Origin of the sequence: Rhizobium sp. S96 (assembly GCF_030382195.1) — a bacterium.
Lineage (GTDB): Bacteria > Pseudomonadota > Alphaproteobacteria > Rhizobiales > Rhizobiaceae > Rhizobium.
This window is the reverse complement of the sequence record NZ_JAUDRY010000003.1, coordinates 521,431-536,487: the sequence shown is the minus strand read 5'-3', so window position 1 is coordinate 536,487 and position 15,057 is coordinate 521,431. Positions and strand designations below refer to the sequence as shown.

General features: G+C 61.0%; 18 protein-coding genes. 12 read left to right on the top strand and 6 right to left on the bottom strand.

Annotated features, from left to right (window positions below):
• Positions 1–150: 150 nt before the first annotated feature.
• From infC to pheT, 10 genes are all read left to right on the top strand, one after another.
• Positions 151–687 (top strand): translation initiation factor IF-3, encoded by a 537-nt coding sequence (infC, locus tag QTL94_RS03660; RefSeq protein ID WP_065691097.1) that lies wholly within the window; start codon positions 151–153, stop codon positions 685–687.
• A 172-nt stretch (positions 688–859) separates the two neighbouring features.
• Positions 860–1,453: a hypothetical protein gene (locus QTL94_RS03655; protein WP_289800618.1), complete on the top strand. Its 594-nt coding sequence runs from the start codon at positions 860–862 to the stop codon at positions 1,451–1,453.
• Positions 1,454–1,589: 136 nt separating this feature from the next.
• Positions 1,590–2,144: a PepSY domain-containing protein gene (locus tag QTL94_RS03650; protein WP_289800617.1), complete on the top strand. Its 555-nt coding sequence runs from the start codon at positions 1,590–1,592 to the stop codon at positions 2,142–2,144.
• Positions 2,145–2,147: 3 nt separating this feature from the next.
• Positions 2,148–2,816, top strand: a complete 669-nt coding sequence (locus tag QTL94_RS03645) for a response regulator transcription factor (RefSeq protein ID WP_065690981.1) — start codon at positions 2,148–2,150, stop codon at positions 2,814–2,816.
• Complete coding sequence (locus QTL94_RS03640; protein ID WP_289800616.1) at positions 2,813–4,153, top strand: ATP-binding protein; 1,341 nt, start codon at positions 2,813–2,815, stop codon at positions 4,151–4,153. Before QTL94_RS03645 ends, QTL94_RS03640 begins: the two co-directional genes overlap by 4 nt.
• A 245-nt stretch (positions 4,154–4,398) precedes the next feature.
• Complete coding sequence (gene rpmI, locus QTL94_RS03635; protein WP_056816455.1) at positions 4,399–4,602, top strand: 50S ribosomal protein L35; 204 nt, start codon at positions 4,399–4,401, stop codon at positions 4,600–4,602.
• A gap of 38 nt (positions 4,603–4,640) precedes the next feature.
• The gene (gene rplT, locus QTL94_RS03630; RefSeq protein WP_007798644.1) at positions 4,641–5,045 is read left to right on the top strand and encodes a 50S ribosomal protein L20; all 405 of its coding nucleotides are present in this window, start codon (positions 4,641–4,643) and stop codon (positions 5,043–5,045) included.
• Between the two features lie 100 nt (positions 5,046–5,145).
• Positions 5,146–5,985, top strand: a complete 840-nt coding sequence (locus QTL94_RS03625; protein ID WP_198928690.1) for a BUD32 family EKC/KEOPS complex subunit — start codon at positions 5,146–5,148, stop codon at positions 5,983–5,985.
• Positions 5,986–6,005: 20 nt separating this feature from the next.
• Complete coding sequence (gene pheS / locus QTL94_RS03620) at positions 6,006–7,088, top strand: phenylalanine--tRNA ligase subunit alpha (RefSeq protein ID WP_065690979.1); 1,083 nt, start codon at positions 6,006–6,008, stop codon at positions 7,086–7,088.
• 15 nt (positions 7,089–7,103) lie between these two features.
• Positions 7,104–9,539, top strand: a complete 2,436-nt coding sequence (gene pheT / locus QTL94_RS03615) for a phenylalanine--tRNA ligase subunit beta (protein ID WP_065690978.1) — start codon at positions 7,104–7,106, stop codon at positions 9,537–9,539.
• Positions 9,540–9,585: 46 nt separating this feature from the next.
• On the opposite strand, the gene QTL94_RS03610 is transcribed toward pheT, so the two are convergent.
• Positions 9,586–9,945: a nuclear transport factor 2 family protein gene (locus QTL94_RS03610; protein WP_065690977.1), complete on the bottom strand. Its 360-nt coding sequence runs from the start codon at positions 9,943–9,945 to the stop codon at positions 9,586–9,588.
• A gap of 69 nt (positions 9,946–10,014) precedes the next feature.
• A complete protein-coding gene (locus QTL94_RS03605; RefSeq protein WP_289800615.1) occupies positions 10,015–10,296 on the bottom strand; it encodes a hypothetical protein in 282 nt (93 codons plus the stop codon).
• Between the two features lie 190 nt (positions 10,297–10,486).
• Here QTL94_RS03605 and QTL94_RS03600 point away from each other — a divergent pair, with 190 nt between their 5' ends.
• A complete protein-coding gene (locus QTL94_RS03600; protein ID WP_065691095.1) occupies positions 10,487–11,104 on the top strand; it encodes a hypothetical protein in 618 nt (205 codons plus the stop codon).
• Here QTL94_RS03600 and QTL94_RS03595 read toward each other — a convergent pair.
• Both QTL94_RS03595 and QTL94_RS03590 read right to left on the bottom strand, forming a co-directional pair.
• Entirely contained in the window at positions 11,094–11,537 is a 444-nt protein-coding gene (locus QTL94_RS03595) for a GNAT family N-acetyltransferase (RefSeq protein ID WP_289800614.1), read from the bottom strand. The two genes, QTL94_RS03600 and QTL94_RS03595, sit on opposite strands and share 11 nt — an antisense overlap.
• A 13-nt stretch (positions 11,538–11,550) precedes the next feature.
• Complete coding sequence (locus tag QTL94_RS03590; RefSeq protein WP_065690974.1) at positions 11,551–12,498, bottom strand: aldo/keto reductase; 948 nt, start codon at positions 12,496–12,498, stop codon at positions 11,551–11,553.
• A 178-nt stretch (positions 12,499–12,676) separates the two neighbouring features.
• Between QTL94_RS03590 and QTL94_RS03585 the strand changes: the two genes are divergently transcribed.
• Positions 12,677–13,663 carry a Gfo/Idh/MocA family protein gene (locus tag QTL94_RS03585; RefSeq protein ID WP_065690973.1) on the top strand — a complete coding sequence of 329 codons (987 nt, stop codon included), beginning with the start codon at positions 12,677–12,679 and terminating at the stop codon, positions 13,661–13,663.
• 3 nt (positions 13,664–13,666) lie between these two features.
• On the opposite strand, the gene QTL94_RS03580 is transcribed toward QTL94_RS03585, so the two are convergent.
• Positions 13,667–14,044 (bottom strand): GtrA family protein, encoded by a 378-nt coding sequence (locus QTL94_RS03580; RefSeq protein ID WP_289800613.1) that lies wholly within the window; start codon positions 14,042–14,044, stop codon positions 13,667–13,669.
• Entirely contained in the window at positions 14,041–15,051 is a 1,011-nt protein-coding gene (locus QTL94_RS03575; protein WP_354666047.1) for a glycosyltransferase, read from the bottom strand. Before QTL94_RS03575 ends, QTL94_RS03580 begins: the two co-directional genes overlap by 4 nt.
• Positions 15,052–15,057 lie beyond the last annotated feature (6 nt).

The window sequence follows — 15,057 nt, the reverse complement described above, 5'->3', positions numbered from 1 at the left end:
TAAAACAGATTCTTGACAGGCTGACAGCAGGTGATTTTTCCGCTAAAGCGTGCTAATGACTTGGTTGCAGCGATGGCGAAACTCGGTCGTCTTCCTTATATAGAGGCGATCCGCTGCAGCAATCCGAAACAACGCGAGGAGAGTACGACCATTCGCAGACCTTTCAAGAACGACGCGCCCGTAAAGGAAGGGCCGCGCTCGAACAGGGAAATTCGCATTCCCAAAGTTCAGCTCATCGATGCTGAAGGACAGAATCTAGGCGTCGTGGCGACCGACCAGGCCCTGAGAATGGCTGAAGAAGCCGGCCTCGACCTGGTGGAGATTTCCCCCAACGCCGAACCGCCTGTGTGCAAGATCCTCGATCTGGGCAAGCTGAAATACGCTAACCAGAAGAAGGCCGCCGAGGCGCGCAAGAAGCAGAAGATCGTCGAAGTCAAAGAAATCAAGATGCGCCCGAACATCGACACCCATGACTATGAGGTGAAGATGAAGGCGATGGGTCGTTTCTTCGAGGAAGGCGACAAGGTCAAGGTGACCCTGAAGTTCCGCGGCCGCGAAATGGCTCACCAGGAACTGGGCATGAAGCTTTTGCAGCAGGTCAAGGCCGATACCCTGGAATATGCCAAGGTCGAAGCCGAGCCGAAGCTCGAAGGCCGCCAGATGATGATGGTGCTCGCACCGAAATAAGATGTCGGAACAGGGCGCATCGCCGCCGTTCGTATCAAAGCCGTCCGCGAGGGCGGCTTTTGTATTTCCGGGCTGTCCCATCAATCTGACAGGATGCTGACATCGGCACTCAACGCGTTGTCAGCCAACCTTTGCCATTCTCTCCTCATCGAAACGAGAGAGGAGGCAAGTCATGACAATCAAGATTCGCAGTATGGCGCTCGCATCGGTTGCCGCATTGGCGCTGACAGCGTCGATTCCGATCGTTCAATCGTTCGGCCCGGCTTCTTCGGCGGCTGTTGCATTGGCCCGGGGCGGTCACGACGATGGCGGTTCCTCAGGCAGTAGCAGCGGCGGCGGTAGCTCCGGTCGCAGCGGCAGCGACGATCATGGGAGTGACGACCACGGCGGACGTAGTGGTGGTCACGGCGATGACAGCAATGACGACGACGGCAACGATGATCACGGCGGCCGGCGCGACGATCGCGCCTCTGATGATGGTCCCTCTCATGACGTCGGCGACGATAATCCCGGAAACCATAGCGGGCGGGGAGACCGTGGCCGGTCCGACAGGCCGCAGACCGTCCTGAAGGTTTCTGAGTCGAGCCTGCGCGGCCTGCTGAACGGATCGCTGGTTGCCCGTGATCAGCTTGGCCGCCTGTTGGAAATCGAGGTCGAGCGCGAACATGGGGCGCGCGTCATCAAGGCCCAGGTTCACAGGTCCGATGCTCGCCGTAATCCGGGGGCGATCACCAGCGTCCAGATCTTCCCCGCTGCCGCGCAGTAAACGTGCGACAGATCTTCCGACCGCCTCGGAAGAAAGAGGCTCCGTCGCCATGCGGCGGGGTCTCTTGGTCTGGCGACCTTGCCTCGCCGCAGCGAAGCGTTCAATCTAGCGCTGGCCCTTAATCGCCGGAACAATCATGGACCCCAAACGCCGCTCGCTTCTATCTTTGTTGTTGTTGACCTGCTGGTTCGCGGCCGCCGGCAACGTCGCGGTGCGCGATGCGTCTGCCAAGGATGGCGGCAGCAACAGCGGGTCGGGCAGCTCGGGCAGCGGCTCCTCTGGTTCCGGCTCGTCTGGATCGAATTCCGGCTCCGGAAGCGATGACAGCGGCCATAGTGGCAGCGATGACAGCGGCCATGGCGGCGGCGATGATGACGGGGGTGGTCATGGCAGCGACGACGGCGATGACGACAATGGCAGCGATGATAGCAACAACAGCGGCAGCAGCGGCAATCAGGGGCGCGGTTCGGATTACGATCGCGCCAGGGATGCAGTACGAGACGGCAAGGTGCTTCCCCTGAAGGCGATCTTGAAAAACATCGACATGCGGCGCTATGGCCGCGTCATCGATGTTCGGCTGAAGCGGTCGATGTTTAGCGATACCTATCAGTTGAAAGTCAGGGACGGCGCGGGAACCATCAGAACCCTGCGCATCAACGCTCGCAACGGTACCTTGTTGGGGGGATCATGATCGATGCGGATCTTGCTGGGGGAGGACGACGCCAACATTTCCAGTCATGTGGTCGAGGCGCTCCAGCGGGAGGGCTACCGCATCGACGTCCTCGCGACCGGGCCGCAGGTCTGGGAGGAAGGAGAGACCGGTGACTTCGCCGCGATCATTCTCGATCTCGGCCTGCCAGGCATGGATGGCCTGTCTATCCTGAAGCGATGGCGCATGGCGGGCATCAATACGCCTGTCCTCGTGCTGACGGCTCGCGGCTCATGGATGGAACGGGTTGATGGCTTCGATGCCGGCGCCGACGACTATCTGCCGAAGCCGTTTCGCACCGAGGAATTGATCGCGCGTCTGCGCGCCTTGTTGCGCCGCTCCGGTGCCGGACGCTCACGCGTCAAATCCGCCGATCGCTTCACGCTGGATGAAAACGCCCGCCGGGTGACATTCGACGGCCGGGAGTTGGACCTCAGTCCGCTCGAGTATCGGATGCTGGCGCTTTTCATCGCAAGGCCGGGCGCGGTGCTCACCGCCGCTGAACTTGCGAGCCAGGTTCAGGGCAGGGACGACGATGCCGCCAAGAATGCCGTCGAGGCCATGGTGGCGCGGCTGAGAAAGAAGACCGACAGCGATGCGATCGAGACGCGTCGTGGCTTCGGCTATGTGCTGCCGGAGCGGCGTGGCGCATGATGGGGTCGCTGCGGTTTCGCCTTGCCGTCGGCGCGCTTGTCGCGATCGGCGTTGCATTGACGATCGTCTGGTTTGTGCTCAGTCATCTGTTCACGGACTATCTCGCCGACCAGTATTCCTACGAGATGACGGGCGTGATGGATTCTCTCGCCGCGCGCCTCACTGTGGAAGATGAGCGGCTTGTGCTGACGGGTGAACTGGCCGACACCCGCTTCGACCTGCCGACGGGCGGCCGCTACTGGCAGATCTCTCCGAGCGATGGCGGGCGCCCCTTGCGTTCGCGATCGCTGTGGGACGAGGAGATCGCCGCGGGCGATCTGTCCGCGGACCTCTATTGCGGGTTCCGCCAGGCAGAAGGCCCGGACGGACTGCCTGTTCTTGTTTCTGAAAAGCGGATGAGCCTGGGGGAGGGGGGCGCGCGCAAGGATTTCACGGTCTACGCCGGTTTCTCCAAGGCTGAGATGGAGAAGGTGCTTGAAAGCTATCACCGTCCGTTGCGATTGATGCTGCTGTCGATCGGCGGGATCTTGCTGTTGGCAGCCTTTCTGCAGGGCTGGATTGGCCTTCGTCCGCTTGCGCGGCTTCGTGACAGCGTTGCCGATATCCGCGCTGGCCGCCTTGCCCATATTGGCTGGAGCGGACCAAGCGAGGTGACGCCTCTGGTGCGCGAGATCAACCTCTTGCTGACCGAACGGGAAACAGCCGTGGAGCGGGCCCGGGCGCGGGCAAGCGATCTCGCGCATGGGCTGAAGACACCGCTGACGGTTCTCTCGCATCTCGCGGAGAGCCTGCCGGCGGAAAAGCGCGACACTGCCATGCAGCAGATCGAGTTGGTGCGGCAGCGCTCCGATCGTCAGTTGCAGGCCGCCCGTATGGGTGTCGAACAGATGGCGACGACGTCGCTGCTTGGGATATCGGGAAAACTCGTCAATGTCCTGCAGGCGTTCACGTCTGGAAAGGGCATCGATTGGCATGTCGATATCGATCCGACGCTGACCATTCAGGCTGATCCCGCGGATATCGCGGAGGCGCTGGGCAATGTGCTCGACAACGCCGTACGCTTTGCCCGCTCGCGAATAGAACTCAGCGCCCGCCACGACGAACGGCATGTCGTATTGATCGTATCCGATGATGGCCCCGGCGCAGGCGCCGAGAGTTACGACCGGATGCTGAAGCGCGGAATCACCATCGATGACGAAACCTCCGGTTCCGGGCTCGGGCTTGCAATCTCCGCCGATATCGTCGAAGCCTATGGCGGCAAGCTCGATCTCCTGGCCTCGAAACTGGGTGGGTTGATGGTGAAAATGACCTTGCCCGCCACGGAAGGGACGCCCTGATCTCGGGGCACGGAAGATTCCTCGCTTCGCCCCGTTGCACTTTTATGACGTCGCGGTTATAAGCGCGCGTCCGAACTGACCGGCAGGGCATGCCGTGGCAGTTTCGAATGCTTGCGGAACGGTTCGTCACCGGAGCCGCAGATCAACAACAAACGCTCCCGCACTTGTTGCGACTCCAGGGAAACCGGGCATCGCGAGAAGGCTTCTTTTGAAGCGCGCAGGGGGATCAGAAACGGAGTAGCAAAATGCCCAAGATGAAGACGAAGTCTGCTGCCAAGAAGCGGTTCAAGATCACCGCGACTGGCAAGGTCAAGGCTGCAGCTGCTGGCAAGCGCCATGGCATGATCAAGCGTTCCAACAAGTTCATCCGCGATGCACGTGGCACCATGGTTCTCGCAGAACCGGATGGCCGCAAGGTCGTGAAGAACTACCTGCCGAACGGTCTCTAAGACTATTCCGCGAACGTATAGATTAAGGAGATCATGAAATGGCACGTGTAAAAAGAGGCGTTACCGCCCACGCCAAGCACAAGAAGGTTTTGAAGGCCGCTAAGGGCTTTTACGGCCGTCGCAAGAACACCATCCGCGCCGCGAAGGCTGCTGTCGATCGTTCGAAGCAGTACGCTTACCGCGACCGCAAGATCAACAAGCGCAACTTCCGCGCTCTGTGGATACAGCGTATCAACGCCGCTGTCCGCGAATTCGGCCTGACCTACGGCCGCTTCATCGACGGCCTGAACAAGGCTGGTATCGAAGTTGACCGTAAGGTTCTCTCCGACATGGCAATCCATGAGCCGGAAGCATTCGGTGCACTCGTTGCAGCCTCCAAGAAGGCTCTCGAGTACCTGAAGGACGCCGGTACGAAGAACGAGTTTGAAGCAGCCGTCAACTAAGCCGGCGCTATTCGAACCTTCGTTTCGATGATTTGGAACCCGCGCTGGCAAAGCTTGCGCGGGTTCTTTCGTTTTGATCTGAATAAGGACGCCGAAAGACGTGGCGGGCGATTTCGAAACCCTGGTGGCCGATGAGGGCTTGTGCGAGAAGGACGTTCCCGTTCTGCTCGCGGCGCTTATCAACGGCTCCGGTCGACGGGTCGAGCGCGTCGCCTTGTCGAAAGGCGCCGTGTGGATCAAGCGCTACGGTACGGAGCGTACCTCGCGCTGGGTTGCGCTTCAGCACACGCTGGCCGCTCTTCTTCGCGCTCCCTTCCTCCGACCGTCTCCGGTTCTTGCCGACGAAGGCATGGCGGCGCGCGAAATTCGCCGCATTGCCCAGTTCTCGAAAAATGGCGTGCCGACGGCGCGCGTCATCTATTCGTCGGGCGCCGCTGTCGTCTTCAGCGATGCGGGCAAGACGGTTGACACCTATCTCTTCGATATCCGCAAGGTTGACCCCGTCGCCCACGACGATATGCTCGTCCATTGCGCCGGCGAACTCGGTCGGCTGCATGCCAAGGGTCTTTGCCATGGTCGCCCCTATCCGCGGGATATGTTCCTGAAGGACGGCCGCATCGGCTTCATGGATTTCGAGGAAGAGCCAGATACCGTCATGCCACTCGAAGTCGCGCAAGCACGCGACATCTGGCTGCTGTTTCTGCAGGTGGCCACACGCGCGCATTTCGGCAAGAAAACCTACGATCGGGCCTACCAGGCCTGGCTCAAGGTGGCACCGCCTGCCGCGGTCGCCGAACTGCGCAAGCTTACCGGCTTTCTCGGCGGCTTTTTATGGGCTGCCCGGTTGATTGGCCGCGTCCACATGGGTAGTGATCTGCAACGTTTCATCGTGGCAACCAGCTATCTCACGCATGTTTTCGTAAATTGTCGACAAGACTGACGCCCGCGAGGCAGGAAAAGATGACCGAACTCGATACTTTGGAAAAGCAACTTCTGTCTGACGTCGCAGCTGCTGCCGACGAACCGGCAATCGAAGCGGTGCGTGTTGGCGCGCTGGGCAAGAAGGGCTCGGTGTCCGAACTGCTGAAGACGCTCGGCGCCATGTCGCCGGAAGAGCGCCAGACCCGCGGCGCCCAGATCAACGCGCTGAAGACTGTCGTGACCGAGGCGATCAACGCCCGCAAGGCCGATCTCAAGAAGGCGGCGATCGACGCGCGCCTGAAGGCCGAGACGGTCGACGTCTCGCTGCCCGTCCGCTCCTCGCCGGCCGAGCGTGGCCGCATCCATCCGATCAGCCAGATCGTCGACGAGATCACTGCCATCTTTGCCGACATGGGCTTCTCGATCGCCGAAGGTCCGGATGTCGAGACCGACTACTACAATTTCACGGCGCTGAACTTCCCCGAGGGCCATCCGGCCCGCGAGATGCACGACACCTTCTTCTTCAATCCGGACGAGAACGGTGAGCGCAAGGTGCTGCGCACGCACACCTCGCCGGTGCAGGTCCGCACCATGGAAGCGCGGAAGCCACCGATCCGCATCATCATCCCCGGCAAGACCTATCGCCAGGACAGTGACGCGACGCATTCGCCGATGTTCCACCAGGTCGAAGGCCTCGTCGTCGACAAGAAGGCCAATGTCGCCAATATCCGCTGGGTGCTGGAAGAATTCTGCAAGACCTTCTTCGAGGTCGACAGCGTCACCATGCGCTTCCGCCCGTCCTTCTTCCCCTTCACCGAGCCGTCCTTCGAGGTCGACATCCAGTGCGACCGTTCCGGCCCGATCGTCAAGTTCGGCGAAGGCACGGACTGGATGGAGATCCTCGGTTGCGGCATGGTGCACCCGAACGTGCTCCGCGCCGGCGGTCTCGATCCCGACGAATACCAGGGCTTTGCCTGGGGCATGGGCCTCGACCGCATCGCCATGCTGAAATACGGCATGCCCGACCTGCGCGACTTCTTCAACGCCGACGTCCGCTGGATGACCCATTACGGCTTCCGCCCACTCGACATGCCGACGCTGTTCGGCGGTCTGAGCGCGTAAGGGAGGATAGACATCATGAAATTCACGCTTTCCTGGCTCAAGGATCATCTTGAGACCGACGCCACACTGGATGAAATCTGCAAGCGACTGACCGAGATCGGCCTTGAGGTCGAGGATGTCGACGACAAGGCGGCCTACAAGCCCTTCGTCATCGCCCGGGTTCTGTCGGCCGAGAAGCATCCGGAAGCCGATCGCCTGAAGGTGCTGTCGGTCGATGCCGGCCCCGATATCAACGGCGGCAAGCCGCTGCAGATCGTCTGCGGCGCGCCGAATGCGCGCGCCGGTCTGGTGGGCGCGCTCGCACGGCCGGGCGATTATGTGCCGGGTATCGATGTCACGCTCGGCGTCGGCAAAATCCGTGGCGTCGAAAGCCACGGCATGATGTGCTCAGAAAAAGAGCTCAACATGTCCGACAGCCACGACGGCATCATCGACCTGCCTGAAGATGCGCCGGTCGGCACCTCGTTTGCCGCCTACGCCCATCTCGACGACCCGATGATCGAGATCAACCTGACGCCGAACCGTCCGGATTGCACCTCGATCTACGGCATCGCCCGCGATCTGGCCGCTTCCGGTCTCGGCACGCTGAAGACGCGCCCCGCGCCGTCCTTCGCCGTCGAAGGCGAAACGCCGGTGAAGCTGACGCTCGATCTCGACGACGACAAGCTCTGCCCGGGCTTCGGCCTGCGCCTGGTGCGCGGCGTCAAGAACGGCCCGAGCCCCAAGTGGGTGCAGCAGCGCCTGACGGCGATCGGTCTGCGTCCGATCAACGCGCTCGTCGACATCACCAACTACATGACGTTCGACCAGGGTCGCCCGATGCACGTCTTCGACGCCGCCAAGGTGAAGGGCAACCTCACCGTTCGCCGCGCCAAGGACGGCGAGACGGTGCTCGCGCTCGACCAGCGCGAATACAAGCTCGGCCCGAACAATGTCGTCATCGCTGACGAAAACGGCATCGAGTCGATCGGCGGCATCATGGGCGGCGAGCATTCCGGCTGCGACGAGAACACCACCGACGTCTTGATCGAATCGGCGCTGTGGGACCCGATGAACATCGCGAAATCAGGCCGTGGCCTCGGCATCATCACCGATGCCCGCTACCGCTTCGAGCGCGGCGTCGATCCCGAATACATGGTCCCCGGTCTCGAGCGCACCACCGAACTGGTGCTCGAATTCTGCGGCGGCACGGCAGCCAAGGCCGAGATCGTGGGCTACAAGGGCTACGAGCCGAAGATCGTCGACTTCCCATTCTCGGAAGTGAAGCGCCTGACGGGCCTGGAAGTCTCCACTGAGGAGAGCGTCGAGATCCTGACGCGCCTCGGCTTCAAGGTCACCGGCTCGGGTGAGCGCGTTTCCGTCGCCGTTCCCTCCTGGCGTCCCGATGTCGACGGCAAGGCCGATCTCGTCGAAGAGGTCATGCGCATCCATGGCGTCGACAACATCAAGCCGGCGCCGCTGGAAAGCCACACCGAAGTCAACGGCCGCATCCTGACGACGCTGCAGATCCGCACCCGCACCGCCAAGCGCGCGCTTGCCTCGCGTGGCATGCTGGAAGCCGTCACCTGGTCCTTCATTTCGGAAGATCAGGCCAAGCTCTTCGGCGGTGGTTCGCCGGCTCTGAAGCTTGCCAACCCGATCGCATCAGAAATGTCCGACATGCGCCCCTCGCTGCTGCCGGGTCTCCTGACCGCTGCCCAGCGCAATGCCGACAAGGGCTATGGCGACGTCGCGATCTTCGAAGTCTCCGGCACCTATGAGAACGACAGGCCGGAAGGCCAGCGCCGCGTTGCCGGCGGCATCCGTCGCGGCACCGCCTCGATGGCGGGCGCCGGCCGCATGTGGTCGAATGCATCCAAGGGCGGCGGCAAGCCGGTCGACGTCTTCGACGCCAAGGCCGATGCGCTTGCCGTGATCGAGGCCTGCGGCCTGCCGATGACCAACATCCAGGTCGAGCAGGGCGGTCCGGAATGGTACCATCCCGGCCGTTCCGGCACTATCAAGATGGGCCCGAAGGTCGTGCTCGGCTATTTCGGCGAGTTCCATCCCTCGACGCTGGAAGCGCTCGACGTCTCTGGCGCGCTCGCGGGCTTCGAGGTCTATCTCGACGCCATGCCCGAGCCGAAGAAGAAGGCGACCCGTACCAAGCCGGCGCTGGAGCTCTCGCAGTTCCAGGCCGTCAAGCGCGACTTCGCCTTCGTCGTCGACAAGGCGGTCGAAGCCGGCGCCATCATCAAGGCCGCCACCGGTGCCGACCGCAAGCTGGTCGCCGGTGTCAACGTCTTCGATATCTTCGAGGGCGCCTCGGTCGGCGAGGGCAAGAAGTCGGTTGCCATCGAGGTGCAGATCCAGCCGGTCGAGCGCACGCTGACCGACGAGGATTTCGAGGCCCTGACGCAGAAGATCGTCGCCAGCGTCACCAAGGTCACCGGCGGCGTTCTCAGAGGTTGAGATCACCCATCAGACAAGAGAGAGGCCGGCGATTTCGCCGGCTTTTCTATGTGTTGAGGTAATAGAGTTTGTTGACGATCGTCCAGCGGCCGTCGATCTTCAACATCGACAGGTAGTCGGTGAAGCGCATCCCGGCGAAGTCATCGCTGACTTTCACGCTGGCGGCGTCGCCGACGAAATCGACCAGTTCGATATCCATGTAAGGCTGTGTGCCGGGCGGCGCTGAGCCTTCGGCGACGATGGCCGCAATGAACTCATCGCGCGTCAGCCATTCCACGACATTCTCATAGTGCCCTATGATGGCGCATTGCGGGTGAAACGCCTTTTTCAAGGCGGCCTCGTTGGCGAATGTCATGCCTTCGACGTAGAGATGAACGACTGCTTCTATTGCCTGCTGATCTGACATGTGGCGCGTCCCCCGCAAGGTTGTGTTCTAAAGCATAGGGCGGGGCGACAAAGCCGCAAGGCGTAGACGTCACTCGTGGCCGTTCGAAAACAATGATCCGGCCGCAGCCTGCAGAAGCTCTTCCACATAGGTCGTGGCGGCTGACGTCGCGGTGTTGGAAAGAGCGAGTTCTTCGCATTTGTTCGCGACCGCATCGCGAATGAGGTAGAGCACATTTCTGCCGAGGTTTGCGTTTCCCTCGTCACAGACGCCAATCACCAGTGCGAGCGATGTCATGGCAACGATCTCTAAAACGACAAGGCGCCCTTCGAGTTCAGCGATATTCGTTGGTTTCCCTCCGTCAATCTGCATCTCCCCCTCCCGCCGCGCGTTTGGCAGGAGGAGTCTATTATCACTAAATGAGAAAAGATGAATATGACCGTCTGTCGGATGCTCTACCAACTTCGGCCAGTTGAGCGCAGAACATTTCAGTAGAGCGGAAATCGGGTTGCGCGCTTGCCGCGCATGCGAAAAGATCGCGGCGCAGGCGGAGGGTTCGAGCGTGAAGAAGCCGGGTTCGATGAAGGGTTTGGAAGATCTCGGGCGTGTGCGGTTGTCGCAGAATTTCTTCCTGCGCGATTTCCTGCATTCGGAGATCGCTGATTTCTATCGCATTTCCAACATACCCGACGATCCCGATCTGGCGGTCGAAGCCGGCCGGCATCTCTGCGAGCAGCTGCTGGAGCCCCTGCAGGCGACGTTCGGACGCCTGCATATCCGTTCCGGTTATCGCTCGGCGGAAGTCAACCAGTTCGGCAACCGGAACAAGCTGAACTGTTCCTCGAACGCCGCAACCGCTGCGGATCACATTTGGGACCGCAGGGACGCCGACGGATGCATGGGGGCGACCGCCTGCATCGTCGTCCCATGGATGGTCGATCACTACCGCGACGAAGAGGATTGGCAGAAGCTGGCGTGGTGGATCCACGACCACCTCCCTTACGCGTCGCTCTGCTTCTTTCCCAAGCTATGGGCCTTCAATATCCAGTGGCACGAACGGCCACGAAGGATCATTCAAAGCTACGTGCGTCCGCGCGGTACGCTGACTCGGCAAGGGATGCCGAACTGGGAGGGGACGCATTCGGCGCTATACGAAGGTTTTCCAGCGCTCAAAAATTGATCCGGTAGCGAATGTGGCCATCGCTCTCCACGTAGCTGTCGTAGAGCGCGCGCGCCGTCTTGTTGTGCTCGCTGGTGTGCCAGTAGAGGCGTGACCAGCCCTTGTCTTTGCAAAGCGCGATCAGATCGTTCATCAATGCCTTGCCGACGCCTCGGCCGCGCGCTTCCGCATCGACGAAAAGTTCCTCAAGGTAGCAGTCCTTGCCCCGGATCCAGGTGCCTTCGTGGGTGAGGTAAAGCGCAAATCCCATGACGCGACCGTCGACTTCCGCCACGCGCATCGAGATCTCCGAGGCGGGGTCGAAAACCCGACTCCAGGTGGAGTCGGTGATATCGGCATCGACCGTGACCTCGTAGAAGGCGAGGTAGCCCGCCCAAAGTTGCCGCCAGCGGGCCTCGTCGTCGGGTCGCGCGTCACGAATGGTCACGGTCATGGTCTTGCTCCTCTCAGGCGCCCGCGGCGTCGAGCAGCGCCATCGCATCGTCCGACAGATTGAGAGCGGCCGATTTCGTCAGGCTCTGGAGCTGTGAAAGGCTGGTGGCGCTGGCGATCGGTGCGGTTACGCCCTTCTTCCGGAGCAGCCATGCCAGCGCGATCTCGGCCGGCTTCGCGCCCGTTTCCGCGGCAACCTTGTCGAGCGCGGCGAGAATGCGCAGCCCCTTGTCGTCGAGATATTGCGCGACCCGGCCCTCGCGTGCTCGTCCTTCTGTATCGGCCTTGGTGCGGTATTTTCCGGAAAGGAAGCCCGCCGCAAGGCTGAAATAGGTGATGACGCCGATGTCTTCCTTGATGCAGAGTTCGGCGAGAGGCCCCTCGAAGCTCGCGCGTTCATAGAGGTTGTATTCCGGCTGAATGACGTCATAGCGCGGCACACCTGCCTTTTCCGCGGCGTCGAACGATGCCTTCAGCTGGGTAGCGTCGAGGTTCGAGCAGCCGATCGCCCGGATTTTTCCCTGCTGCTTCAGCTTTGCAAAGGCGCCGAGCGTTTCTTCATACGGTGTGTCTTCATCCGGCCAATGCGAGAGATAGAGGTCGATATAGTCAGTCTGCAGACGACGCAGCGAATCTTCGACGGCTTTGAGGATGTAGGTTTCCTTGAGGGTCTTACCCTGGCCCATGTCGGACCCGACCTTGGTGATGATGATCGCCTTGTCTCGCGATACCTTGCCCTGCTTCAGCCATTTGCCGATGATCTCTTCGGAATCGCCGCCCTTGTTGCCAGGCACCCAGGCCGAATAGACGTCAGCGGTATCAATGGTGTTGAAGCCGGCGTCGAAGAACGCGTCGAGGATTTCGAACGACGTCTTTTCGTCCGCGGTCCAGCCGAAGACGTTGCCGCCAAAGACGATGGGGGAAATCGAAAGCCCGGTTTTTCCAAGTTGGCGCATATTCATGGCGCTCTCCTAAATGGCTGAAAGAATTGAAATCGGGGGCACGGCAAAAAGAGCCGACGCCGTAACTTAGCGACGGGTGTCTCGGATGGAAACCAATCTTCCGTGAATTGCAGCCGCGCCATTGCATGGCCGGATGCCGGCCAATATGTTGCGCAAAAATTCAGAAGGGAGAAACACCATGTTGCGCTTCGGTATTATGTCGACTGCAAAAATCGGCCGGGACCTCGTTGTTCCCGCCATTCAGGATGCGGAAAACTGCGTCGTCACGGCTGTCGCAAGCCGCGACCTGTCCAGGGCGCGGGAGATGGCCGATCGCTTCTCGGTACCGCATGCTTTCGGCTCCTACGAGGAGATGTTGGCCTCCGACAAGATCGACGCGGTCTATATTCCGCTGCCGACGGCCCAGCATATCGAATGGGCCATCAAGGCGGCCGACGCCGGCAAGCACGTGCTTTGCGAGAAGCCGATTGCGCTGAAGGCGGATGACATCGATGGCGTGATCGCGGCTGCGGATCGCAACAAGGTCCTGATCGCCGAAGCCTACATGGTCACCTACGCGCCGGTGTGGCGGAAGGTCCGCTCGCTGATCGCGGAAGGCGCCATCGGCAATCTTCGCCATGTGCAGGGTGTTTTCACCTACTTCAACCGCGACCCGGGCAATATGCGCAACATCCCCGCACTCGGCGGCGGCGGCTTGCCCGATATCGGCGTATACCCGACGATCACGACACGCTTTTCGACCGGCAAGGAGCCGCTGCGCGTCCAGGCCGTCACCGAGCGCGATCCGGAGTTTGGCACTGATATCTATTCCAGCGTGAAGGCGGATTTCGGTACGTTCGAATTGAGCTTCTATATCTCGACGCAGCTCGCCAACCGTCAGTCGATGACGTTCCATGGCACCGACGGCTTCATCGAGGTCAAGTCGCCCTTCAATGCCGATCGTTGGGGCGCGGAAGAGATCGAACTGTCCAATCGCAGCCACAATGAATCGACCATCTTCCGTTTCCAGGATAGCCGCCAGTACAAACGCCAGGCGGAGGCGTTCGCGCGTGCGGCACTGGGGGAGAACGAAGAGGTCGTTTCTCTTCAAAGCTCGAAATTGAACCAGAAGTTCATCGACGCGATCTACCGCGCCAGCGAAAAGGACGGATGGGAAAAGGTTTGAGGTTCACTCGCTGCGGAATACGAAGCGCGAGTATCCGAAAAAGCTGAGGAACATCGAAGCGGCGGTGGCAAAAACCATCGCCGCGAGCGGCTGCAGTGCAGGCAATGTAATCAGCAGCGCCGAATATAGGCCGTAGTTGACCAGCGCCGAGGTGACGCCGACGGAACCGTATCGGAAGCCTTCGGCCGCCAGGGAATGGGGCGACCGATCGAACGTGAAGGTTCGGTTGAACAGCCACGTCACCGTCATGGCAGCGGCAATTGCGATCAGGCGACCAAGAAATGGGCCGAGCGGCGTCGCGTGCAGCAGCAACGCCAGAATGCCGGCGTCGACGACAAATCCGAGCCCCCCCGCGATCGCAAAGCGAAGCAGCTTCTTCATGCCGCCCCCGTCTTCCGCTGCCGGTGAGATTTCATCTCCATCTCGCCTCTGGCGGCCGCGCTATAGCCGAGGTTGGGAGCGATCAAGTTCATGTAATGGATACGAAGTTGTTCGGCGCGGGCGCGAGCGACGGAATCGAGAATGACGCCGGCGGTGAACATCATGAACGAGATCATCATCAGCGCCATGGAGAGAACCCAGGTCGGCATCCGGCTGACAAGGCCCGTTTCGAAATACTCGGCGAGAACCGGGACCATGAAGCCGAGACTTGCCAGCATGAAAGCACTGCTGATCATCCCGAAGAACGCAAACGGCCGCGTCTCCTTCATCAGCATCGCGAACATCCAGAGAATCTTGGCGCCGTCCTTGAAGGTGGAGAGCTTGGAGTGTGATCCTTCCGGTCTCCGGCCGTAGTCGAGTTCCAGCTCGCTAACCGGCAATTTCAGCCTCGAGGCATGCACGGACATCTCGGTTTCGATCTCGAAGCCCCCCGATACCGCCGGGAAGCTCTTGACGAAGCGGCGGGAGAAGACGCGGTAGCCGGAAAATATGTCGGTGAAATCAGAGCCGAAGATCGTGCGGTAGAGCACGTTGAAGATCCGGTTTCCGAACGCGTGTCCCTGCCTGCCGGCATCCATATGGACGCCGCGACGAGTCCCGACCACCATGTCGGCGCGTTCGGTAAGCAGCGTGCGGATGAGCTCTTCGGCGTCGTCGGGCGAATAGGTGCCGTCGCCATCGGCCATGATGTAGATATCGGCATCGATGTCGGAGAACATGCGGCGCACGACATGGCCTTTGCCCTGCCGGCGTTCCCGCACCACCGTCGCGCCGGCGAGCATTGCGTGCAGCGCTGTGCCGTCGGTGGAGTTGTTGTCGTAGACGTGGATCTGCGCGCCCGGCAAGGCGGCCTTGAAGCCATGCACGACGGCGCCGATCGTCGCCGCCTCGTTGTAGCAGGGAAGCAGGACGGCGATGCTCAGATTGGCGCTCATTGATCCGCTCATGATCAG